The following is a 22,891-nucleotide window of genomic DNA, read 5'->3' on the forward strand; positions in this document are numbered from 1 at the left end:
TGAACGTGCTTGTCAGCGCTCCCCGGCAAGGCGATTTTGCGCAATGCACAGCGAAGAAAATCCGACGTGAAAGACCTCACGTAACGTCATTAACGAAGTATTGATGGGAACTTCTTCTTCTGTTGCGCCTTAAATGGTTATGGTATTGAACTAGCCTGTGTTTCTCGCAGACCCGCATCTTATTCAAGGTAATTTCCAGTGCTGGATAGCCACAATAGTTCTCGCTTCATTGCCGCTGCACTCGCTGTTTCGGATGACTGCATCAAAGTCATCGGCATGGATGGGTCCCTCCAATTCATGAACGAAGGCGGCCAGCGGGTGATGGAGGTGGACGATTTTTCCCAGTTCAAAGGTTGCTACTGGCCCAATTTCTGGGAGGGCCAAGGCAATACCGATGCTGTCGCCGCACTGGATGAAGCCCGCGCCGGTCGCGCCGCACGCTTCACGGGCTTTGCCAATACAGCCAAGGGCACGCCGCGCTACTGGGATGTGAAGGTCTCCCCGCTTTTCGATGACAAAGGTGCTGTCGAAGGCATCCTTTCCATTTCAAGAGACATCACCGCTCTGAAGTCCTTCGAGGATGAGCAGATCCTGTTGCGCAACGAGCTTGCGCACCGCATCAAGAATATCCTGGCCCTTGTGCAGGCCGTCGCGTCGCAGACGTTGAAAGACGATGCTGACATGGCAACCGCCAAGCCAACCTTCCTCTCGCGTCTGGGCGCTCTCAGCCGCGGGCATGACATCCTCATCAACGCCCACCACAACCCGACGCAACTGCGCACACTCGCCGAGGCCGTCGTTGCCGAACATAGCGCCGGCCGGGTTTTGATCGATGGCCCCGAAATCGATCTCTCGGCCAAATGCGCGCTTGCGCTTACCCTCGCCTTCCACGAACTTGCCACCAACGCCTTCAAATACGGCGCGCTCTCCAACGACACCGGCATCGTCTCGCTCACCTGGAAACTCAACGAAAACGCCGACCGTCCCACCCTCGACCTCACCTGGAAAGAAACCGGCGGTCCCGAAGTCTTCCAGCCAACCCGCCGCGGCTTTGGATCGAGGATGATCGACAAGGCGCTCTCCTCCTATCTTGGAGGCACGAGCCGGATTGATTTCGACAGGGACGGGCTGGTGTTTTCGCTTTCGGCACAGGTTGCCAATCTGATCGAAAACTGAGCCAATCCAGGAGCCTGCGGCGTTCTCCACGCCCGAAAGACGTGCCCTCTTGACGGAAATTAAATATCCATTATTCTGGATATATGGATACTAACCTTGCCATTGCAGCGCTGTCGGCCCTTGCGCAACCCACGCGTCTTGAAACCTTCCGTCTCCTCGTGAAGGCGGAGCCCGATGGTGTGGCGGCCGGTGAGTTGGCTCGGTTGGTGGACGTGCCCCAAAACACGATGTCGGCCCATCTCGGCATCTTGCAGCGAGCAGGCATCGTGAAAAGCGACCGGCAAAGCCGCTCCATCATCTATCGCGCCGAGCTCGATGGTTTTCGTGCGCTCACACTCTTCCTGCTCAAGGATTGCTGCAATGGCAATGCCGCGCTCTGCGCCCCGCTGATCGCCGATTTGACGCCCTGCTGTAGCGTTGAAAAGGCGTGACGCAGCATCACGCCAGGATCAAACACCGGAAAGACAAGTTGATGTCCACATTCGAACGCTACCTGACGGTTTGGGTCTTTCTTTGCATTCTGGTCGGCATCACGCTCGGCCACCTGTTCCCAGGGGTCTTTCATGCGATCGGCGCAGCTGAGGTCGCCCGCGTCAACATTCCTGTCGCCGCCCTGATCTGGCTGATGATCATTCCCATGCTGCTGAAGATCGATTTTGGCGCGCTGTCGAAAGTCGGACGATATTGGCGCGGCATCGGCGTCACACTTTTCATCAACTGGGCGATCAAACCTTTCTCCATGGCTCTTCTCGGCTGGCTGTTCGTCGGCTGGCTGTTTCGACCGTTGCTGCCGCAAGATCAGATCGACTCCTACATTGCGGGATTGATCATCCTGGCTGCGGCGCCCTGCACAGCGATGGTCTTCGTCTGGTCGAACCTGACCAAGGGCGAGCCTCATTTCACCCTGTCTCAGGTGGCGCTCAATGACGCGATCATGGTCATCGCCTTCGCGCCGATCGTAGGCTTGCTTCTCGGCCTCTCAGCCATAACGGTGCCATGGGATACGCTGACGATTTCGGTCGTTCTCTATATTCTCATCCCCGTCGGCATAGCCCAACTTCTTCGCAAGATGCTGACCGCCGATGGAAAGACGCGCGCGCTGGATGCCCTGCTTGCCCGGTTGCAGCCGCTTTCTCTTGTCGCTCTCTTGGCAACGCTCGTTCTCCTGTTTGGCTTTCAAGGCGAGCAGATCATCGCCCAGCCTGCCGTCATCGGGCTTCTTGCCGTGCCGATCCTGATCCAGGTCTACTTCAATTCGGGCCTTGCCTATCTCCTCAATCGGGTATCGGGCGAACAGCACTGCGTGGCCGGGCCTTCAGCTCTCATAGGGGCGAGCAATTTCTTTGAGCTCGCGGTGGCCGCAGCCATCAGCCTGTTTGGCTTCCAGTCTGGCGCCGCACTCGCAACCGTCGTCGGCGTGCTGATCGAGGTGCCCGTCATGCTGTCCGTCGTCTGGATCGTGAACCGCTCGAAGGGCTGGTACGAAAGCGCCCCCTCCGTTTCAAAGAACGCCCACGCCAAGGAGGCATAATCATGCAGGTGACCATCTATCACAATCCGTCCTGCGGAACGTCGCGCAATACGCTGGCCATGATCCGCAACGCCGGTATCGAACCCACGGTCATCGAGTATCTCCAAACCCCGCCATCACGCGCGGAGTTGAAGGCAATGATCACCGATGCGGGACTGACGGTCCGGGAAGCAATCCGGGAAAAGGGCACGCCCTATGCCGAACTTGGATTGGACGATCCGGCGTTAAGCGACGAGCAGTTGCTGGATGCCATGGTGAAGGAGCCGATCCTCATCAACCGGCCTTTCGTGGTTACGCCGCTCGGAACACGGCTCTGCCGTCCGTCGGAAGTGGTGCTGGAAATTCTGCCCGACAGCCATCAGGGTGCCTTCACCAAGGAAGATGGAGAACAGGTTCTCGATCACGAGGGAAAGCGTATTGTCTGAGCAACTTCCCGCTTTAAGCAGCGAGCATCTCGATCCCATCGCGGCCGAGGCCCTGCGGCCTGCAATGTCGGTCCACAGCCCGCGCATCCTCATACTCTATGGATCGCTCAGAGAAGTGTCCTATAGCAGGCTCCTCGCCTTCGAGGTCCGGCGCCTGCTGGAGCATTTGGGGTGCGAAGTGCGGTTGTTCGACCCCGCTGGACTTCCGCTTCCGGATGAAGCACCAGCCAGTCATCCCAAGGTGCAGGAACTACGCGACCTCTCGCAATGGTCGGAGGGGCAGGTCTGGATCAGCCCGGAGCGCCACGGCGCCATGACCGGTATCATGAAATCGCAGATCGACTGGATTCCCCTGTCGCTCGGTTCCGTGCGCCCCACCCAGGGCAAGACGCTGGCGGTGATGGAGGTTTCCGGCGGCAGCCAGTCCTTCAATGCGGTCAACCAGATGCGCATCCTCGGTCGCTGGATGCGGATGATCACCATTCCCAACCAGTCTTCGGTCGCCAAAGCATTTCAGGAATTCGATGCCGAAGGGCGGATGAAGCCATCCTCCTATTATGATCGCGTTGTCGATGTGTGTGAGGAACTGGTGAAATTCACGCTTCTGACACGCGACGCCTCACCCTATCTGACCAGCCGTTACAGCGAGCGGAAGGAAGAAGCTGCAGCACTTGAGAAGCGGGTGTCTCTGAATTCGATCTGACCGGCGGCGCGCTTACGCCACCTGAGAGCGGCAGGACCGCGCGACGATGACGAAAGCGGCAATGCTGAGCGCGCCAAGTCCTGCATTCGCCGCAAGCGCAAAGCTTAGGCCCACATTTTCCATCGCGGAGGCAAAGGCGAATGGCGCGAAAGCGCCAACCGCAAGCCGTGCCGCGGTCAGTTTGCCGGTCATTGCGCCATAGCCTTCCGAGCCGGCGAGATAAAGCGGCAGGCTTCCCTGGGCGATGCTGTTGATGCCGGAACCAAGCCCGAGACAGATGGCAAAGGCCACCGCACCCGGCAACCAGTCTGCGCTCATCAGCAGCATCACCACCCCGGACACGATCAGCACCGCGGACAAAACGGCAAGGCCCGGCGGCGAAAGACGCTTTCCAAACACCATGTTGATCAGACGGCTCAGAACCTGGGCCGGGCCGAAGAGAGAACCGATCACGACAGCGGCAGCACCCAGCCCGATCGATCCCAGCATGGGCACCATATGCGCCAGCATGGCGGAAAGCGTAAATCCGAGAAGCGCGAAAGCGACGGAGACGATGAGCATGGTCCGCTGGCGCATATGCGGCGGAACGGCGCCGACAACGGTCGGTTTCGCGCGAGCGGGCAAACCGCGCGCCGTCTTGCCAAGGCTCCTGATCCAGACATGCAGCGGCATGCAGATAACAAGGTTGAGCGCCGCAAAGACGAGATAGATTTCACGCCAGGAAAGATGGCTGGCCAGCACGCTGGAGATCGGCCAGAAGATCGTCGAGGCAAAGCCGCCTATCAGCGTCAGATAGGTGATGCTCCGGGACGCGCTATGGGCGTCGCTCTCCACCAGCGTGGCGAAGGCCGCCTGATATTGCACCATGCCGGACGAAACCTCGAGCAGGATGATGGCAATGGCAAACGTCGCCACCGAAGGTGCCGCGGCGCACAGCACGAGCATCACCGATGCCAGCGCGGACCCGACCGCCATGATGGTTGCCGCACCCAGCCGGTCCATCTGCCTGCCAATGTAAATTGCCGACAGCCCGCCGATAAAAAGGGAGACGGAGAACACCCCGAACACCTGCGCCAGCGAAAGCCCAAGATCCTGCGCCATGCCCGGCGCCAGTATGCTGAAGCTGTAATAGAGCGTGCCGTAGCCGATGATCTGCGTCAGGCCGAGCGCTGAAACGAGAGAGGCAGAAACGCGCGACCTATTCAACAACGTTCACTCTTGCGGCAGACCCACGACTCTCGGACAGCGGGACTTTATGCCGGATCGCGGAGTGGCCAGCGCAGCAGTCTTCCATCAGGAAGGTCACAAGTTCGGCAAGCGTCTCGAAGCTGGCACGATAGATGATGGAGCGTGACACCCGTTGCTGGTTGATTAGCCCGGACCGCTCCAGTTCCTTGAGGTGGAATGAAACATTGGTGGCAGAAACGCCCATGCGTTCGGCAATTTTACCGGCCGCAAGTCCATCCGGACCCGCTACGACCAGCGCCCGCACGATGCGAAGCCGGGTTTCCTGGGCAAGTGCCGCGAATGAAGAAAGCGCCTGACGCTCGTCCATATTTCAACAATCCTTGAACTATTGGATTGAGACATACGGCATACAACGAAGGTCGGCAAGTGTGGCTGTGACTGGTCGAAATATCGTCCTGCCGTCACATCGCGCCCTTGTCGCTGGCAATCCGCGTTTCCACCGTTTTGGCGATGGCCTTCAGATTGCGGGGCTTGCCGGCAATCTTTTCCAGCGCGGCGACGACCAGATCACGGGCGACGTAATCCGACTTGTGGCCGAGATTATGGACGACGATGAGCTCTGCTCCCGGGATATCGCGGGCAAGATGCTTGGAGTGGATTTCGGTCGAGACCACGCCGTCCCTGTCTCCGGCAATGATGATCGTCTTCGCTCTGATCTGCCGATAATTCGCAGAGGCATCTTTTGCCCAGCCGTTCAGCGCGCCCACTTCCTGGGCATTGTGACGAAAGGCGACGGGGCGCAGGGCGCGGTAGGCTTTCGTCTTCGAAACATAATCGGATGGCATGGGGTTGGGTGCGAAGACACCTTTCACAGCACCGTTCAACACAATCAGCCCGGCAGGCGGGGCAATCAAGGTGCTGAAGAAGACGCCGGCCACGGGCACGCGCGCGGCGTCATAATACCAGCTGATGCCACCCGGCCACGGGTAGAGTGCGGGTGACAGAAAGACGAGCCCTTCGACCATGTCCTTATGACGCAGCGCGAAGGCGGCAGTGATCGCGCCGCCGAAGGAGTGGCCGACGATGATCGCCTTGCGGATGCCGCGCTTTTTCATCGCCTCGGCAATCGCATCGGCCTGCGCATCCGGCAGGATGTTTTCCTTCGGCCCGATATCGGAAAGACCGTGCCCCGGCCGGTCGACGAAGAGCAGCTTGGCGCGCCCTTCCAGCGGCTCGCGGAAAGAAAAGAGCGGATCGTAGAGGCTGGCACTGGCGCCATGGATGAAGACGATCGGCGGAAGATCGGCCTTCTTTCCGGCGGGCAGCAGGATGCTGTTCAGCTTGAAGCCGCCGACATCGACCCTCTCCTCGCCCTTGGTCGGGCTGTCCGATGCAGCGATCGCAGGCGTCATCATGCTCATGGCAAGAACCGTTCCGAGCATCGGCAGAAAACTGTTGGGCATGATCGTCCTGAGAAGAAAGATAACATCACGTCTTGAACCCGGCCATCTCGATACGCAAGACGGAAATGGCCGGGTCCTTAATGGGCAGAACGCCCATTCAGCTTTCCCGTCAGCCAGCAGGAGCAGAACGCCGTGGCCGCGGAAAGTACCGAACCCCAGATGAGGTCGGCAATGGTCAGTGTCGTCGGCCAGGTCACGAGCGTCGCCTGATTGGTGAGGTCATAGGTGCCATAGGCAGCAAAGCCGAAGAAGGCGCCGTTGCGCAGCGCCACCACCAGCCGGCGCTGGTCGAGGCCGGGAAGAACCGCAAAGAAGCTCAAGGCCGCACAATAGATCAGATAAAAGAGAACGGCGGGGACAAGGCGGAACTGCGGCGCCAGAAGATCACCCAGAAGCGGACGGTAGAGACGGTCCGCCATGGTGCTGAGCCACACCGCATCGATGGCCAGGAAAAAGACCATGGTCGCGATATAGGCGATGACGAACCGTTTCATGAGAACTCCCACGTCTTAAAGCATTTCTGGACGCACAGCGCGCGAACCTGCGCGCCCGGCCCCCAGGATCAGTTGATACGCGTCCAGTTGACGCCCTTGCAGATGATGCCTGCCAATACGCAGCCCTTGGTCGTCATGCTGGCGCCTTTGACGGACACGGTCAGCTTATAGGTCAGGTCGCGCTGCGGATCGAAAGCGGTGCCGGAATATTCGCCGTCGGATGTCGGCTTGATGCTCATCACCAGCTTGTCGCCCGTCTTTTCCTTTGGCGTGCCTGGCTTGATCCAGGTGTTGATGGCGCAGATGTCGGAGCCGCAGGGCGCAATCCGAACCTTGGCATTGCCATCGCCGCGCGCCCACTGGCCCTCGATCGTATCTGCAAAGGCACTGCCGCCACTCAAAGCAAGGGCAAGGATGGACAGTCTAAGAACCGTTTTCATGCTCAAATCCTTTAACAAGAGGCGTCACTGCGCATCGATGACGAGAACAACGCGCCGACCTTGATTTCGGATCACAAGAAACGGCGGAAGAATTTTTTTTCTTCTGCAAGGAAACCATGACCGGTCGTTCTCCGTAGATTTGGCAGACTCATCATGCTGATCACGGAAAGAACTTTCCTATGGATGTCCTCTTCCTGTTTCTGATTGCCCTTGGCCTGTCGCTTGCCATGATTGCGGCCTGGGCCGTGCAACGCCGCACGGGGGCAAGCGGCTGGATCGATACGATCTGGTCTTTTGCCGTCGGTATCGGCGGCATTGTCGCAATCCTTATTGCCGATGGCACGCAGGAGCGCAGGCTCGCCGCATTCCTGCTCGTGGCCGTCTGGTCCATCCGGCTGGGCAGCCATATCGGCTCCCGCACCAAGGGCGGCGGCGAAGATCCGCGTTATGCCAAGCTCGTCGAGGAATGGGGCGACAACGCCTCCAAACGCCTCTTCCTGTTTCTGCAGATCCAGGCTCTTGCCGGGTTCATTCTGGTCCTTGCCATCTATCTGGCAGCCTTCAGCACAGCCAGCTTTCCCCACTCGCTGGATCTGATCGCCGTCGTCATCGGTCTTCTGGCCATTGCCGGCGAAGCACTGTCGGACCGGCAACTGGCACGCTTCCGCAAGAAGCCGGAAGCCAAGACCGAAGTCTGCGAGGAAGGCCTGTGGCGCTATTCCCGCCACCCCAACTATTTCTTCGAGTGGCTCTACTGGTGCTCATGGCCGCTACTGGCTCTGACGGGGCCCTCGCCTTTCGCCTGGGCAGCGCTTCTGGCGCCAGCGTTGATGTATTGGCTGCTCGTCCATGCGTCCGGCATCCCGCCGCTTGAAGAGCACATGCTGCGTTCGCGCGGCGAGAAATTCCGCGCGCTGCAGCGTCGCGTCAACGCATTTTTCCCCGGTCCACGCAAAGAGGAGGCATGACATGAACATGTTGGCATTCGCCATCAACGCAGCCGAAAAGGCACCGCTGTCCGACGGCCTCACGCTGACCGGCATCGATTTCCTCTGCAACCGCACCAAGCGCCGGCTGGAGAAGGTGCCGGAGAGCAAGGAGGCGGCCTTTGCCCGTGACATGGCGGATTTTCCTGTCGCCACACACACCGATGACGCCAACCGCCAGCACTACGAAGTGCCGGCGGAATTCTTCTCTCTGGTGCTCGGGCCGCAGCGGAAGTATTCCTGCTGCTATTACCTCGGCGATTCCAGCACGCTTGCCGATGCGGAAACCGCGGCACTGGCTGAAACCGTCAAGCACGCCGATGTCCATGACGGTATGGATGTTCTGGAGCTTGGCTGCGGCTGGGGTTCGCTATCGCTTTATCTGGCGCGGCAGTTTCCCAATGCCCGCATCACCTCGGTTTCCAACTCCGCCTCGCAGCGCGCCTATATCGTCGGTGAGGCAGAGCGCCAGGGCCTCAGCAATCTCACCGTCATCACCGCGGACATGAACGACTTTTCCCCAACGGGGACGTATGACCGCATCGTTTCGGTCGAGATGTTCGAGCATATGTCCAACTGGCGCGCTCTTTTCGAACGCACCAATGGCTGGCTGAAGGCGGATGGAAGGCTCTTCATCCACGTCTTCACCCACAAGAACCGCTCCTACCGCTTCGATCCGAACGACCCTGCCGATTGGATCGCACATCACTTCTTCACCGGCGGCATCATGCCGGCGCATGATCTCCCGCATCGTTTCGCCGATGTCTACGCCGTGGAAGCCGAATGGCGCTGGTCCGGCACGCATTACCGCCGGACTGCCATGGACTGGCTTGCCAATTTCGATCGCGAGGCTGACAGGATCACGCCGATCCTGCAGCGTGTGTACGGCAAGGACGCCTCGCTGTGGCACCGCCGCTGGAGACTGTTCTTTCTCGCCACCGCAGGGCTTTTCGGCCACGACAAGGGCGAGGTTTGGGGCGTCGGACACTATCTGCTGAAACCGGTCGGCAAATGACAGACAGAGGCGCAAGCGCGAAACAGGACGCGTTGACGGCAGCCACCGTCACCGTGGCCTGGATCATCATTGCCAACAAGCCGTTCTACCCCCCGACCATCTGGTGGGTGGTCGGCAATGGCGTCGAGGCGGCATGGATCAGCGTGCTTTCCATGCCCTTCTTTCTCGCCATCCCTTTCATCGCCAGGCGGTCCGCGCTGGCGGCAAGAATTGCGCTTCCCCTCGTCGGCACCATCGACACGGTGTTCGAAACCAAGCTCTTCGGCACGGGATCGGGCACCGAGTTGTTCTTTGCCGCCTGCATCATGCTGGTGGCACTATCTTTCAGGGCAAGCGAAAAACTCTGGCAGATCGGCCTGACGGGCGTCGTCTTTGCCGGCTTCTTGACCACGCGCTACCTGATCGGCGATGCGTTGCACATCTGGAGCGCGGAGGATCTGGGCAAGCTGTTCAACCTCAATGCTTTTGCCGTCGCCTGCCTCACCGCCTTCATCGCGCTTCGCTATTCAGGCCTTCGCGGCGCCGATCACTCCTCGGGCACAAGCCCGTCATAGACTTCTAGAAGTGCGGCGGAGATGGCCGCACCCAGCGCATTCGCCGCATCGCGGATCTCCTCGTCCTTGCCATCGCGTGACGCGATCGCCAGCGCCGAAGCCTCGACCGCGATGATCTCCTTGGCACGCTCAATGGCCCAAAGGCCAAAGTCGCCGCGATTGTCGATCGATACTGTGTCCATTGCTTTGTCATCCCCTGGAAGCAATGCGCCGATATGGAGCAGTGCCAGAAAAAGTCTGTAAGCAAAAAGGCCGGCAAAAGCCACCGGTTGCAGGCTTTGTAGGAGGATCGAAGCCGCTCGCACGTTAACGCAATACCGTCTTTCCTGATGACAGGCCGGGATCAATGCCGCATGTTCCGGGTTAGAAAACTGTGAGCCCAAGTCTCTGGCCTCGAATAGATTTTGAACAAGGAGCTTTTTTGAGATGAGTTTGAAGTTTGGAACGAGCGGTCTGCGCGGCCTGTCGGAAGATCTGAAGGGCAAGGCTTCCGCCCTTTATGCCACAGCCTTCGCCCATCATCTTCTGAACTCCGGCCTGGCAAAACAGGGCGACCCGATCCTCATCGGACAGGACTTTCGCGACTCGAGCCCGGCGATTGCCGCAAGCTGCATCGGCGCGCTGAAGGCCGCCGGCCTCAAGCCGCTCGATTGCGGCGCGCTGCCAACGCCGGCGCTGGCGCTTTACGGCCTGTCGCTCAAGGCAGCGGCCCTGATGATTACCGGCTCTCACATTCCCGCAGACCGCAACGGCATCAAGTTCTACCGCCCCGATGGCGAAATCGACAAGCAGGACGAAACCGCGATTGCCAATCTGGCCGCAAGCCTGAAGCAGGACGAGCTGACGGTTGAGGAAGGCACGGGCGAAAGCCGCGGCAGCGAGGCAAACGAACTCTTCTATGAGCGCAACATCGGCCTCCTGCATGACGATGCGCTGAAAGGCCTGAAGATCGGCGTCTATCAGCACAGCACCGTGGCGCGCGATCTCTTCGTCGACGTCCTGGCCCATTACGGCGCCGACGTCGTGCCGCTTGGCCGCTCGGAGAGCTTCATTCCGGTCGATACCGAGGCCGTATCTCCCGACACGCTGGAGAAACTGAAGGCCTGGGCGCCGGAGCACGGTCTGGATGCGATCGTCTCCGCCGATGGCGATGGCGACCGGCCTTTGCTTGCCGATGAAACCGGCACGCCGCTGCGTGGCGATCTTATCGGTCTCATTACCTCGAACTTTCTCAGAGCAGGCGTCGTCGTCACGCCGGTCACCTCCAATTCCGGCATCGAGGCGGCGGGTGACTTCAAGGTGGTGCGCACCAAGGTCGGCTCGCCCTTCGTCATCGCTGGCATGGCCGATGCGCTGTCGGAAGGTCGCGACCACGTGGTCGGCTTTGAGGCCAATGGCGGCTTCCTGACGGCAACGCCCTTTACCCTGCACGGCAAGCAGATCGCGCCCCTTCCCACCCGCGATTGCTTCCTGCCGATCCTCGCCACACTGCAATTGAAGGCAAGCCAAGGCAAGACACTGTCCGAGGTCGCCGCTACCTACTCGCTGCCGGTCGCAGCCGCCGACCGCCTGCAGGATTTCGCCCAGGAGAAGAGCTCGGCTCTGATGGAGCACCTGCGTGCCTCGCGCAGCAATCTCGAAGCGTTCCTCAAGCCCGTCGGCGCGGTTCAGTCCACCAGCGATATCGACGGCCTGCGGGTGACGCTGACCAATGGCAACACCATCCACTTCCGCCCCTCGGGCAATGCCCCGGAAATGCGCTGCTACGTGGAAGCGGCGAATGAAGACGAGGCCAATGCGCTGCTGAACCAGGGGCTCAACCTCATCCGCAATTTCGGCTGATCGTTTTTGACAACCATCAGGATGCGGCAACGCAAATTGCCGCATCCTGGCCTTTCCATTTGCACTTTGCCTGAGGACGGGCCAAAAGCGGAGCAAACGGAGACGGCTAAGGCGTGGCAGACGATACGATCACTCTCTATGAAGCCATTGGTGGAGACGCCACCGTGCGTGCGCTCACGCGCCGCTTCTATCAGCTGATGGACACATTGCCGGAAGCCGCCCATTGCCGCGCCATCCATCCCGCTGATCTGTCCGGCAGCGAGAGCAAGTTTTACGATTACCTGACAGGCTATCTTGGCGGGCCGCCGGTCTATGTGGAAAAATACGGTCACCCCATGCTGCGCCGCCGCCATTTCGTCGCACCGATCGGTGCAAGCGAAAGGGATGAGTGGCTGCTCTGTTTCCGCCGCGCCATGGATGAGACGATCGAAAACCCGAAGCTGCGGGACATCATCTGGGCGCCGGTGGAAAGACTGGCCTTTCACATGCAAAACCAGGAAGAGGCGCAGCCATGAACCAGGGCATCCTGAAAGCTGGGACACTGTTTTTGAGCGGCGTGCTCGGCGCCTCCGGTGTGGCACTCGCCGCTGCGGCCACCCATACGGGCGCGACAGTGCTGCTCGGCAATGCGTCCGCCATGTGCCTTGCCCATGCGCCTGTGCTCCTCGGTCTCCACCTTGGTTGGGATCGCATCAAGACCGCCCTGCCCACTGCCCTTCTTCTTGGCCTTGGAACCGCACTCTTTGCCGGCGATCTCGTCTCCAAGCATTTTGCCGGTAAAAGCCTCTTTCCCATGGCCGCCCCCGCAGGCGGTCTCGGCATGATCTTCGGCTGGTTGGCGCTTGCGGCCTCGGCCTTTTTTCCATCCGCACGGCACTAGCACGGCGAAATCGCGGCTCATGGAAACCACGGCAAACGCGTCCAGCCCGACCAGAAGCGCCGCGACCCATTTACGGAACGCCCTCTGCGTGACGTCGTTATCGCTCTGAAAAGTGTCTGAGTGAGGCCGGGTCGTCGGCGATTGTGGGCGATCGGTTGCAATGGAGCGGGGGCTATATGACATCGAAATGGCAATGGTGGCTCAACCAGATCGTGCGGCGAATATGGTTCAGGGCCACGTTGTTCTCGGTTGGAGGGGTCGTGACCGCACTTCTCGCCGTCGCCTTCTCCTCCTACATCCCGGCAGAGCTTCCGGCGAAGATCGGTGCCGACGCTGTCGACAAGATCCTCGGCATCATTGCCTCGAGCATGCTGACAGTGACCACCTTCTCACTGAGCACGATGGTCGCCGCCTATTCGGCGGCAACGAACAACGTCACGCCACGGGCCACCAAGCTCGTGATGGAAGACAGCACGACGCAAAATGTGCTGGCCACCTTTGTCGGCTCGTTCCTCTTCAGCCTCGTTGGCATTATCGCACTTGCAACCGGAGCCTATGGCGACCAGGGCCGCGTCATCCTTTTCGTCGTGACGATCGGCGTCATCATTCTGATCATCGTCACCCTGCTTCGGTGGATCGATCACCTTTCACGCCTTGGACGTGTGACGGAAACGACGGAGCGCGTGGAGAAAGCCACCATCGAGGCCCTACGGTCCTGGATAGAAAGCCCATGTCTGGGTGGGAAAGAACTCAAGGACAACGATCCGAGGCTGAGCGCGCCGAACACGCCCGTTCACCAACCGAAGGTCGGCTATGTCCAACATGTGGATGGCGGCGCGCTCGGGCAAATTTCGGAAGAACTTGACGTGGAGATCGCAGTGGTGGCGATAGCCGGCAAGCTGGTTGCCCCCAATATTCCCCTGGCCTGGATCATCGGGGATGTCGATGAAGAGGGTCAAAAACGCATAGCATCGGCATTCACGATCGGCGATGTCCGGTCCTTCGATCAGGACCCGCGTTTCGGTGCTGCGGTTCTGGCTGAAATCGCGTCCAGGTCATTGTCGCAAGCCATCAACGATTCCGGCACCGCGATCGATCTGATTTCGAGATACATGCGTGTCCTGACGGTCTGGGATGAACACGCCGACGAGATCGATGTGCAATATCCGCGCCTGCATGTCGCGCCCATCAGGCTCGAAGATGTCTTCGACGATCTCTTCATTCCGCTTGCCCGCGATGGCGCCGCGATCCTTGAAGTCGGCATTCGATTGCAGAAGGCGTTCATCACCCTTTCCGGTTTTCGCCATCCTGAGTTCAAACGCATTGCCGTCCAACATTCCAGAAGCGCAATCAAGCGTGCCGAAGCAACATCGATGATCGAAGAAGACCTCGACAAGCTTCGGCGTATCGCAAGCCTGTTGGGATCGGCATAAGACCGCGCGGCGGACAAGGGCGATCCTGAGATCGCCTCGCTCGGCGTGTGAAATGGATAGCGATCCACTTTGACCACAACGACGACGTTTCGGTGCGTGTTTGCCAGCACGCGCATGCGGTTTCACGTCGATCTCCATGACCGCCAGGCAACTTCTATTACACAAGACTGTGCACGCAAACGCATTTGACAACGCTCATCATCCCGCTACAGTATGACGCAATAAGAATGCATATTCCATTATTGTGGATTCAAAAGAGGGAACGTCATGCTCAAACGCACTTTGCTTGCAGCCTCCTTGTTCTTGCTGCCCGCCATGTCCACGCCGAGTTTTGCCAGCGGCGTCGTCAATGTCGCGACGATCGGTGAACCGCCCACGCTCGACCCGATGGCCTCGACCGCCGATGTGGTGGGCATGATCACGCAGCACATCTTCGAGACGCTCTTCACCTTCGACGCCGAATGGAACGTCGTTCCGCTGCTGGCAGAGGGAATGCCGACCGTTTCCGCCGACGGCAAGACCTATGACATTGCACTCCGCAAGGACATCAAGTTCCACGACGGCTCCATCATGACATCCGCCGATGTGGTCGCCTCGATCGAGCGCTGGGCCAAGATCGCATCACGCGGCAAGCAGGTCGCACCCTATCTGAGCTCGGTCACCGCCAAAGGTGATGACGGCATTCAGATCGTGCTGAACAAACCCTATGCGCCGTTGCTCTCGCTTCTCGCCTTCAACAATTCCGCCGCCGTCATCATGCCGAAGGCAAACCTTGCCGAAGACCCGCTGACCAAGATCATCGGCACCGGCCCCTACATGCTGAAAGAACGCAAGGCCGACCAGTATATCCAGCTCGTCCGCTTCGATGGCTACCAATCGCGGTCCGAAGCGGCCAACGGCTTTGGCGGCGCGCGCAAGGCCATTCTCGATGAAGTCCGCTTCGTGCCGGTTCCCGATGCCAATACCCGCCTCGAAGGTGCGGTCTCCGGCCAGTTCGACTACGCCGACTCTCTTCCGCCTGAAACCTTCGACCGCCTGAAGGCGTCGCAGGCTTCGGAGCCTGTGGTGCTGAAGCCCTATGGTGCGCCAGTCATGGTGATGAACACCAAGGAAGGCGTGCTTGCCAACAAGGAGATGCGCCACGCCATCCAGGCAGCGCTGAACCCGGAAGACATGCTGCTGGCCGCTTTCGGCAATCCGGAATTCTTCGCCGTCGATGGCGCGCTCTATCCACAAGGCTATACGTGGCACACGGAAGAGGGCATCGAGCGTTATGGCGCGGGCGATCCCGAAGCGGCAGCAGCCATGGCCAAAAGGGCCGGTTATGACGGTGAAAAGCCGATCCGCATCCTGACCAGCCGCCAGTACGAGTTTCATTACAAGATGGCACAGGTGGCGGCTGAATATCTGAAGGCCGCCGGCTTCAAGGTTGAGCTTGGCGTCTTCGACTGGGCAACGCTGACCACCCGCCGGGCCGATCCGAAATTGTGGGACATCTTCATCACCCACGGTCCCTTCCCGCCGGAACCGATCCTCAACGGCTGGATGTCCGACAGCTATCCCGGCTGGTGGGCAACGCCTGCCAAGGCGGCAGCAGTCGAGCCCTTCATTGCGGAATCCGACCCGGAAAAGCGCAAGGCCCTCTTCGCCGAAATTCAGAAGGTCTTCTATGAGGAAGCCCCGGTTTACAAGGTCGGCGATTTCAATGCGCTGAGCTCGAAGAAGAAGACACTCAAGGATTTCAAGCCATCCCCTTGGCCGTATTTCTGGAATGTCAGCACCGGCAACTGAGGTCAACTCTCCTCCCAAGAAGACACGTGTCCCGCAGTCCGTGCGGGGCACGCCGCAAGTCTCCTTCATCGATAATGAGCATCTGTCATGACGCGTTCTTTTCCCAAGGACTTTCTCTGGGGCGTCGCCGCCTCCGCCTTCCAGACCGAAGGCGCTGTCAACAAGGATGGCCGCGGCCAGAGTGTCTGGGATGTCTATGCCCACACGCCCGGCCGCACCACCAATGGCGAGACGGCGGACATCGCCTGCGATCACTATCACCGCTATCCGGAAGATATCGGCCTGATGAGCGGTCTTGGCGTCGGCGCCTATCGCCTGTCGACCGCATGGCCGCGCATTTTTCCGCAGGGCTCCGGCCAGGTGAACCAGCGCGGGCTCGATTTCTACGACCGCGTCATCGACCTCCTTTTGCATGAAGGCATCGAGCCGTGGATTTGCCTGCATCACTGGGACATGCCAGTGGCGGTGGAAGAAAAGGGCGGCTGGCGCTCGCGCGAAACCCCAAAGATCTTCGCCGATTACGCCGCCACGATTGCCCGCCACTTTGGCGACCGCGTCAAACGCTTTGCGCCGATCAACGAACCGAACGTCATTCCCTGGGTCGCCTATAATGTCGGCCGCCACGCGCCGGGCAAGCAGTCCTATGAGGACAGCCTGCAGGCCATCCACACGCTGAACCTTGCCCATGGTTACTCGGTCAAGGCCGTTCGCGCCGAAGCGCCCAAGGCAGAAGTCGGCAACATCGTCTCGCTCGGGCCGGTGCGTCCGCATTACGACGACGCGGCCCACGAGGAAGCCCGCATTCTGGGCGATTGCCTCTGGCGCCGCGTGACCGTCGATCCCCTGTGGCTCGGCACCTATCCAGAGCCGATCGCCAAGCAAATGGAGCCGTTCATTCTTGGCGACGACATGGCAGATATCAGCCAGACAATGGATTTCTTCGGCCTCAACCACTACAATCCGGTCTTCGTCGGCCCCAACAAGAACACGACCTTCGGCGTCGCCGAGACCGCCCCGCCGACCGGCATGGGTCCGCTGACCGATGTCAACTGGGTTGTCGATCCGCAAGCTTTCCTCGAACAGATCCGCGATACCAGCGAGCGCTACAACAAGCCGACCATCTACATTACCGAAAACGGCGCCTCTTATCCGGACGCGCTCGGCCCGGATCGCAAGGTCATCGACAAGGATCGCATCGCCTATTTCGAAGGCTACCTGAACGTTCTTCTCGACGCGCTGGAAGAGGGCCACGATATCAAGGGCTATTTCGCCTGGTCGCTGATGGACAATTTCGAATGGGGCCGCGGCTATTCCAAACGCTTCGGTCTGGTCTATGTCGATTACCCGACACTGCAGCGTATTCCGAAGGCTTCATATCACTGGCTGACCGATGTGATCCGGAAGAACGCTTTGTAGAAGGTGGCAGGAACCCTCCCGAGAGAGGTGGCACGGCAAGCCTCAACCTCTCCTTCATCCTCGGGCTTGACCGAGGATGACGGAAGGAGGCCATGAGGAAGCACCATCGAACTTGAGAGGCCTCCTAAGCCCTCTCAGCATCATCACTTAATTCGCACCGCGCTCATTCATTGTCTGCAGCGCCCGTTCGAGGCTGGACTTGCTGCCATTGCGCAACGGGATGAAAGTCTTGCCGAACTTCTTGCAGCCGGATTTGACGCGCAGGCACGCGTCGTGGCTGATACAGTCGATGGGGCAGAAGACGCAGTCGACCGACGGTAGCAGCGTGTCAATGCGGGAAACCGCTTCGCGCAAGCCCCCGTCATGGTGGATCAGTTCGGCATCGAAATTGCTGGCGATCTGACGCAGATGCGCCACCTGGCAGTCGCGCCCGCCGACATAGAGGAAGCTCTTCGGACCGGAAGGTGCCTGCTGTTGTACGGACGTGTCCGGCGATTGAGAGCGATCATCCTGCTTGCCCCGAACTGCCTTCTTCTTTTCTTTCCGCGCCATGCCTCACCTTGCCGTTGAAACCCGGCCCTCTGCCGGTTCTTGGAGCGCACGATATTAAAGATGAGTTTTAGAGTAAAGAATAAAGTTGATGATAATCGTCATGTTTTTCTCAAACATGCAGCGCACCGCACGGAAATTCCTGATAGGCTGATACGTGAGTGCAGATGAACCCGTCGGCCACCCATCTGAAGGCTATTCAAAAATGTATAGCCGGGCCATCGGCTAGACGGATTGAAAAGTAGCGATCTCGCATTTACATTCCCCTCACCAGAGCTTTTACAAAGCGTGCATCAGGGGAATGGGACACGCTTGCGTAATATCGCCGACATCGCGGTCAGGTAAACCGGATGGAGGCTGATATCGTAGAAGAGTCTAATGAATATCGCATGCACTTCTCGCCGAAGATGATTGGCGCCGATGACGGCGCATGATCATCGCGCGACCCACTGTGGACGGACAAATATATGCAGCGCATCGCACCGATTGCAGGTTTTACTGCCCTTCTTCTTCTCGGCTCCGCTCTTCAGACAGTGGCTCAGGCAGAAGGTGAACCCGTACAGGCAAGCCGCAACAACCTGCCCGCCATCGTGGTGACGGAGGTGTCAAAGCGCGATCTCGTGGACCGCGTGATTGCCACCGGCACCATTCGCCCGGTGGACGAGATTTACGTCCAGCCGCAGGTGGAGGGCCTTGCCCTCGACAAGCTCAATGTCGATGTGGGCGACAAGGTGGAGGCAGGTGCGGTTCTCGCCGAGCTTTCCCGCGACAGCCTGCTTTTGCAAAAGAGCCAGTTGGAAGCTAACCGGGCGAAAGCCGAGGCAGGCGTTGCCCAGGGCAAGGCGCAGGTGATCGAAGCCCAGGCCAATCTGGATGACGCCGTGCGCCAGAAGGATCGTGCCGCCCGCCTTGGCCAGTCCGGCTCGGGCTCCGTGTCCCAGGTGGAACAGACGGCAGCGGCGGCAGATGTTGCCAAGGCGCGCCTCGAGGCAGCCAGGCAGACCGTGACTGTCGGTGAGGCCGATATCAAGGTGGTGGATGCGCAGATCGAGGATATCGATCTGAAGCTCGCCCGCACCGGCGTCAAGACGCCCGTCGCCGGCGTCATTTCTGCCAAGAATGCCCGCATCGGCGCCATTGCCAGCGGGTCGGGCAACCCCCTCTTCACCATCATCCGGGATGGCGCAATCGAGCTCGTCGCCGACCTGTCGGAGACCGATATTCAAAAGGTCGAGGTCGGCCAGAAGGCGCGCCTCACCGTCGCCGGCGGCCGCCAGAAGATCGAGGGCACGGTGCGCATCGTCTCTCCCACGGTCGATCCGACCACGCGCCTCGGCGCAGTCCATATCGTGCTTCCAGCCAATAGCCCGGCGCGCGCCGGCATGTATGCCAATGCCGAGATCGTCGTTGCTTCCGCGAATGCGCTGGCCCTCCCCCTGTCGGCTGTTACCTCGGGGCGTGACGGCTCCACCTCGCGCAAGGTCGAAAACGGCGTCATCAGGCAGGTAAAGATCGAAACCGGCATTCAGGATTCCGGCTTTGTGGAAGTCAAACAAGGCCTGTCGCAGGGCGACAAGGTCGTGGAGAAGGCTGGCGCTTTAGTCCGCGACGGTGACAAGATCAACCCGGTTCCGGCTGCTGCCGCGGCCTCGAACTAAAGCGAAGGCACAACCATGAACTTCTCTGCATGGTCCATCCGCAATCCGATTGCGCCGCTGCTTGCCTTCGCGCTGCTGCTCTTCCTTGGCATCAAGGCATTCTACGACCTTCCGATCACCCGCTTCCCCAATATCGACGTTCCCGTCGTCGCCATCACGGTCACGCAGAGCGGCGCCTCGCCTTCCGAACTTGAGGCGCAGGTGACGAAGGAAGTGGAAGATGCCGTCGCCTCGATCAGCGGCATCGATGAAATCCAGTCCACCGTGACCGACGGTCAGTCGCTGACGACCGTTCTCTTCCGCATCGAAAAGCCGACCGAAGAGGCCGTGCAGGACACCAAGGACGCGATCGACAAGATCCGCTCCAATCTTCCCGCCGGCATCGAAGAACCCGTCGTCAGCAAGATCGACGTCGAAGGTCAGGCGATCCAGACCTTTGCGGTCTCCTCGCCGAACATGACGCTCGAAGAGCTTTCCTGGTTCGTTGATGACACCATCAAGCGCGCACTCCAGGGCCAGCCGGGCGTCGGCAAGATAGACCGCTATGGCGGTGCTGACCGCGAAGTGCGTGTGTCGCTCAACCCGTCAAAGCTCGATGCTTACGGCATTACCGCAGCCGAGGTGAACAACCAGCTACGCGGTACCAATATCGATCTGGGTTCCGGCCGTGGACAGGTCGGCGGCAACGAACAGACGATCCGCACGCTCGGCGACGCCCGCAACGTGGCGGAACTTTCCAATACGACGATCGCACTACCGAACGGCAACTTCGTCAAGCTGTCGGAGCTCGGAAGAGTGACCGATACGTATGAGGAGCCAAAGTCCTTCTCGCGCTTCAACGGCAATCCCGCCGTCACCTTCGCCGTCTTCCGCGCCAAGGGCGCCAGCGAAGTGACGGTGTCCGAAACCGTGGCGCAGAACCTCGACAAGGTGCGCACAGACCATCCGGATGTCGCCATCCAGATGGTGGATGACTCGGTCTACTTCACCTATGGAAACTACGAGGCCGCCCTTCACACGCTGATGGAAGGCTCGATCCTCGCCGTCATCGTCGTGCTGCTCTTCCTGCGCAACTGGCGCGCAACGCTGATTGCGGCCGTCGCGCTGCCGCTCTCGGCCATCCCCACCTTTTGGGTCATGGACCTGCTCGGCTTCTCGCTGAACCTTGTCAGCTTCCTGGCGCTGACGCTGGCAACCGGTATTCTCGTCGATGATGCGATCGTGGAGGTGGAAAACATCTCGCGACACATCAAGATGGGCAAGACGCCCTATCGCGCAGCGCTTGAAGCTGCCGATGAAATCGGCCTTGCTGTGATCGCCACCAGCTTCACCATCATCGCGGTTTTCGTCCCCGTTTCCTTCATGCCCGGCATTCCCGGCCAGTACTTCATCCAGTTCGGCCTGACGGTCGCCTTCTCCGTCTTCTTCTCGCTGATGGTGGCGCGTCTGATCACGCCGCTGATGGCCGCCTATCTGATGCGCGCCGACGATGCCGTCGATGATCACCACGATAACGACGGTCGCCTGATGAAGGCCTATACGCGCATGGTGACGGGCACGACCCGCAAATGGTGGGCGCGCTATCTCACCCTCCTCGGTGCTATCGGCTTCCTCGTGGCCTCGCTGATGCTGCTCGCCCAGGTGCCCGGCAGCTTCCTGCCGCCGGACGACTCCTCGCGCGTCGTGCTGTCAATCGAGCTTCCGCCCAATGCGACGCTCGACGAGACCGACGCCACGACCGCCAAGATCAATGACGCCATTAAGGGCATCGACGGCGTGGAAAGCATCTTCATCCTCGGCGGCGCGTCCCCTAAGGGTGATCTTGAACTGCGCCGCGCGACGGTGCGCGTCATCTTGAAGAAGATCGACCACTCGCTGCTGAAGACCATCGTCAATCAGGGGTTCGGCTCCATTCCGCTGATCGGTCCTCATCTGCCAAAGATCGAAGAAAATGGCAGAACCCGGCCCCAATGGGATGTGGAGCGCGACATCTTCGCCAGCGTTCACAACATCCCGGATGTCCGCATCATCAAGCTCAACGACCGCGCGGAACGCGAACTCGCCTTCAACTTCCTCTCGTCCAGTGAAGAGGACCTGAACCAGGCCGTCGGCATTCTGGAATCACGCCTGCGTGCCTCACCGATCCTCGCCAATGTCAGCTCGGAAGGTGCCTTGCCACGTCCCGAACTGCAGATCCGCCCGCGCAAGGATGAAATCGCCCGCCTCGGCATCACGCCACAGCAGATTTCGCAGACCGTGCGCGTTGCCACCATCGGCGATATCGATGCGCAACTGACGAAGATTTCGCTGGATGACCGGCAGATCCCGATCCGCGTCCAGACCTCGCTCGATGTGCGGCGCGATCTGGCCGCCATCCGCGCGCTGAAGATCAAGACGGCTTCCGGCGCAACCGTGCCACTCTATAGCGTGGCCGATATCGACTATTCGGAAGGCCCAAGCTCCATCAAGCGCAACGACCGCAACCGCGTTGTCGCCATCGGCTCCGATGTCCCCTTCGGCACGGCACTCGATACCTCAACGAATGAGTTCAAACGGATCGTCGAAGAAACAAAGCTTCCGCCAACGGTTCGCCTGGCGGAAAGCGGCGACGCCAAGGTGCAGGGTGAAATGCAGCAAGGCTTCGTCAATGCCATGCTGCTCGGCCTGCTGCTGGTGCTCGTCGTTCTCATCCTGCTCTTCAAGGACGTCATCCAGCCCTTCACCATTCTCTTCTCGCTGCCGCTTGCGATCGGCGGTGTGGCAGTGGCGCTGATCGTCACGCAGAACGCGCTCTCCATGCCGGTTCTAATCGGCATTCTGATGCTGATGGGCATCGTTACCAAGAACGCCATCCTGCTCGTCGATTTCGCCATCGAGATGCGCCGCCACGGCATGGAGCGCGTTCAAGCCATGGTCGAGGCCGGCCGCAAGCGCGCCCGTCCGATCATCATGACCTCGATCGCCATGTCCGCCGGCATGCTGCCATCCGCACTCGGCGTCGGCGAAGGCGGCTCATTCCGTGCGCCGATGGCAATCGCCGTGATCGGCGGCATCATCGTCTCGACCGTCCTGTCGCTGATCGTCGTTCCGGCCTTCTTCCTGATCATGGACGACCTGTCGCGCCTGCTCTCTCACCTCTTCGGTCGCTTCATCGGCAAGAAGGAAGAAGAGCATCCGATCCTGTCATCGGAAGAACTGTCGAACGTCACGCGGGAAAACAGCGAGGCGATCGCTTCCATGGAAGAGCGTATCGCAGCGGTGGAGAAGAATGCGCCGAAGGATAACCGCAGCGGCAAATCCGACAACGTGCTTCGACTTCCGCCTCTCGCGGCTGAGTAGATCACGTC

Annotated in this window: 22 protein-coding genes and 1 pseudogene; 16 read left to right on the top strand and 7 right to left on the bottom strand. The window is 59.9% G+C overall.

Going from position 1 to position 22,891, the window contains the following annotated elements:
- Positions 1–198 precede the first annotated feature (198 nt).
- From EYC79_RS19800 to arsH, 5 genes are all read left to right on the top strand, one after another.
- The gene (locus EYC79_RS19800) at positions 199–1,176 is read left to right on the top strand and encodes a sensor histidine kinase (RefSeq protein ID WP_130979249.1); all 978 of its coding nucleotides are present in this window, start codon (positions 199–201) and stop codon (positions 1,174–1,176) included.
- A gap of 83 nt (positions 1,177–1,259) precedes the next feature.
- Positions 1,260–1,607, top strand: coding sequence for an ArsR/SmtB family transcription factor (locus EYC79_RS19805; protein WP_130979250.1), 348 nt, complete (start codon positions 1,260–1,262; stop codon positions 1,605–1,607).
- Between the two features lie 41 nt (positions 1,608–1,648).
- On the top strand, positions 1,649–2,707 hold the full coding sequence (gene arsB / locus EYC79_RS19810; RefSeq protein ID WP_130979251.1) for an ACR3 family arsenite efflux transporter: 1,059 nt from the start codon (positions 1,649–1,651) through the stop codon (positions 2,705–2,707).
- Between the two features lie 2 nt (positions 2,708–2,709).
- On the top strand, positions 2,710–3,132 hold the full coding sequence (arsC, locus tag EYC79_RS19815; RefSeq protein ID WP_130979252.1) for an arsenate reductase (glutaredoxin): 423 nt from the start codon (positions 2,710–2,712) through the stop codon (positions 3,130–3,132).
- A complete protein-coding gene (gene arsH, locus EYC79_RS19820) occupies positions 3,089–3,835 on the top strand; it encodes an arsenical resistance protein ArsH (RefSeq protein ID WP_130979253.1) in 747 nt (248 codons plus the stop codon). The genes arsC and arsH overlap by 44 nt, the downstream gene beginning before the upstream one ends.
- Positions 3,836–3,847: 12 nt before the next feature.
- On the opposite strand, the gene arsK is transcribed toward arsH, so the two are convergent.
- The 5 genes from arsK to EYC79_RS19845 form a co-directional block, all read right to left on the bottom strand.
- Entirely contained in the window at positions 3,848–5,041 is a 1,194-nt protein-coding gene (arsK, locus tag EYC79_RS19825; RefSeq protein ID WP_130979387.1) for an arsenite efflux MFS transporter ArsK, read from the bottom strand.
- The gene (locus tag EYC79_RS19830) at positions 5,034–5,390 is read right to left on the bottom strand and encodes an ArsR/SmtB family transcription factor (RefSeq protein ID WP_130979254.1); all 357 of its coding nucleotides are present in this window, start codon (positions 5,388–5,390) and stop codon (positions 5,034–5,036) included. Before EYC79_RS19830 ends, arsK begins: the two co-directional genes overlap by 8 nt.
- Positions 5,391–5,484: 94 nt before the next feature.
- Entirely contained in the window at positions 5,485–6,486 is a 1,002-nt protein-coding gene (locus EYC79_RS19835; RefSeq protein WP_062598781.1) for an alpha/beta fold hydrolase, read from the bottom strand.
- Between the two features lie 77 nt (positions 6,487–6,563).
- On the bottom strand, positions 6,564–6,980 hold the full coding sequence (locus EYC79_RS19840; RefSeq protein WP_111850375.1) for a DUF2177 family protein: 417 nt from the start codon (positions 6,978–6,980) through the stop codon (positions 6,564–6,566).
- 68 nt (positions 6,981–7,048) lie between these two features.
- Positions 7,049–7,420 (bottom strand): DUF2147 domain-containing protein, encoded by a 372-nt coding sequence (locus tag EYC79_RS19845; RefSeq protein WP_111850374.1) that lies wholly within the window; start codon positions 7,418–7,420, stop codon positions 7,049–7,051.
- Positions 7,421–7,599: 179 nt separating this feature from the next.
- Here EYC79_RS19845 and EYC79_RS19850 point away from each other — a divergent pair, with 179 nt between their 5' ends.
- Genes EYC79_RS19850 through EYC79_RS19860 form a run of 3 tightly spaced genes read left to right on the top strand, consistent with a single transcriptional unit; the run spans position 7,600 to position 9,975 of the window.
- Positions 7,600–8,388 carry a DUF1295 domain-containing protein gene (locus tag EYC79_RS19850; protein ID WP_130979255.1) on the top strand — a complete coding sequence of 263 codons (789 nt, stop codon included), beginning with the start codon at positions 7,600–7,602 and terminating at the stop codon, positions 8,386–8,388.
- 1 nt (position 8,389) lies between these two features.
- Positions 8,390–9,421: an SAM-dependent methyltransferase gene (locus EYC79_RS19855; RefSeq protein ID WP_130979256.1), complete on the top strand. Its 1,032-nt coding sequence runs from the start codon at positions 8,390–8,392 to the stop codon at positions 9,419–9,421.
- A complete protein-coding gene (locus tag EYC79_RS19860; RefSeq protein ID WP_130979257.1) occupies positions 9,418–9,975 on the top strand; it encodes a hypothetical protein in 558 nt (185 codons plus the stop codon). Before EYC79_RS19855 ends, EYC79_RS19860 begins: the two co-directional genes overlap by 4 nt.
- Here the strand turns inward: EYC79_RS19860 and EYC79_RS19865 are convergent.
- Entirely contained in the window at positions 9,948–10,157 is a 210-nt protein-coding gene (locus EYC79_RS19865; protein ID WP_062426615.1) for a hypothetical protein, read from the bottom strand. The two genes, EYC79_RS19860 and EYC79_RS19865, sit on opposite strands and share 28 nt — an antisense overlap.
- Positions 10,158–10,401: 244 nt before the next feature.
- Between EYC79_RS19865 and EYC79_RS19870 the strand changes: the two genes are divergently transcribed.
- From EYC79_RS19870 to EYC79_RS19895, 6 genes are all read left to right on the top strand, one after another.
- On the top strand, positions 10,402–11,817 hold the full coding sequence (locus tag EYC79_RS19870; RefSeq protein ID WP_130979258.1) for a phosphomannomutase: 1,416 nt from the start codon (positions 10,402–10,404) through the stop codon (positions 11,815–11,817).
- Positions 11,818–11,930: 113 nt separating this feature from the next.
- Positions 11,931–12,332 (top strand): group II truncated hemoglobin, encoded by a 402-nt coding sequence (locus tag EYC79_RS19875; RefSeq protein WP_130979259.1) that lies wholly within the window; start codon positions 11,931–11,933, stop codon positions 12,330–12,332.
- The gene (locus tag EYC79_RS19880; protein WP_130979260.1) at positions 12,329–12,697 is read left to right on the top strand and encodes a DUF423 domain-containing protein; all 369 of its coding nucleotides are present in this window, start codon (positions 12,329–12,331) and stop codon (positions 12,695–12,697) included. Before EYC79_RS19875 ends, EYC79_RS19880 begins: the two co-directional genes overlap by 4 nt.
- Positions 12,698–12,873: 176 nt before the next feature.
- Positions 12,874–14,130, top strand: coding sequence for a DUF2254 domain-containing protein (locus tag EYC79_RS19885; protein ID WP_130979261.1), 1,257 nt, complete (start codon positions 12,874–12,876; stop codon positions 14,128–14,130).
- 267 nt (positions 14,131–14,397) lie between these two features.
- Positions 14,398–15,921, top strand: coding sequence for an ABC transporter substrate-binding protein (locus tag EYC79_RS19890; protein ID WP_130979262.1), 1,524 nt, complete (start codon positions 14,398–14,400; stop codon positions 15,919–15,921).
- 87 nt (positions 15,922–16,008) lie between these two features.
- Positions 16,009–17,337, top strand: a complete 1,329-nt coding sequence (locus tag EYC79_RS19895; RefSeq protein ID WP_130979263.1) for a GH1 family beta-glucosidase — start codon at positions 16,009–16,011, stop codon at positions 17,335–17,337.
- 147 nt (positions 17,338–17,484) lie between these two features.
- Here the strand turns inward: EYC79_RS19895 and EYC79_RS19900 are convergent.
- Positions 17,485–17,790: pseudogene (locus EYC79_RS19900) on the bottom strand (DUF2325 domain-containing protein); the annotation flags it as partial.
- Between the two features lie 563 nt (positions 17,791–18,353).
- Here EYC79_RS19900 and EYC79_RS19905 point away from each other — a divergent pair.
- Positions 18,354–19,544 (top strand): efflux RND transporter periplasmic adaptor subunit, encoded by a 1,191-nt coding sequence (locus tag EYC79_RS19905; protein ID WP_130979264.1) that lies wholly within the window; start codon positions 18,354–18,356, stop codon positions 19,542–19,544.
- Between the two features lie 15 nt (positions 19,545–19,559).
- Positions 19,560–22,883, top strand: coding sequence for an efflux RND transporter permease subunit (locus EYC79_RS19910; protein WP_130979265.1), 3,324 nt, complete (start codon positions 19,560–19,562; stop codon positions 22,881–22,883).
- Positions 22,884–22,891: the final 8 nt, after the last annotated feature.

The organism is Agrobacterium cavarae, from assembly GCF_004310285.1.
GTDB lineage: Bacteria > Pseudomonadota > Alphaproteobacteria > Rhizobiales > Rhizobiaceae > Agrobacterium > Agrobacterium cavarae.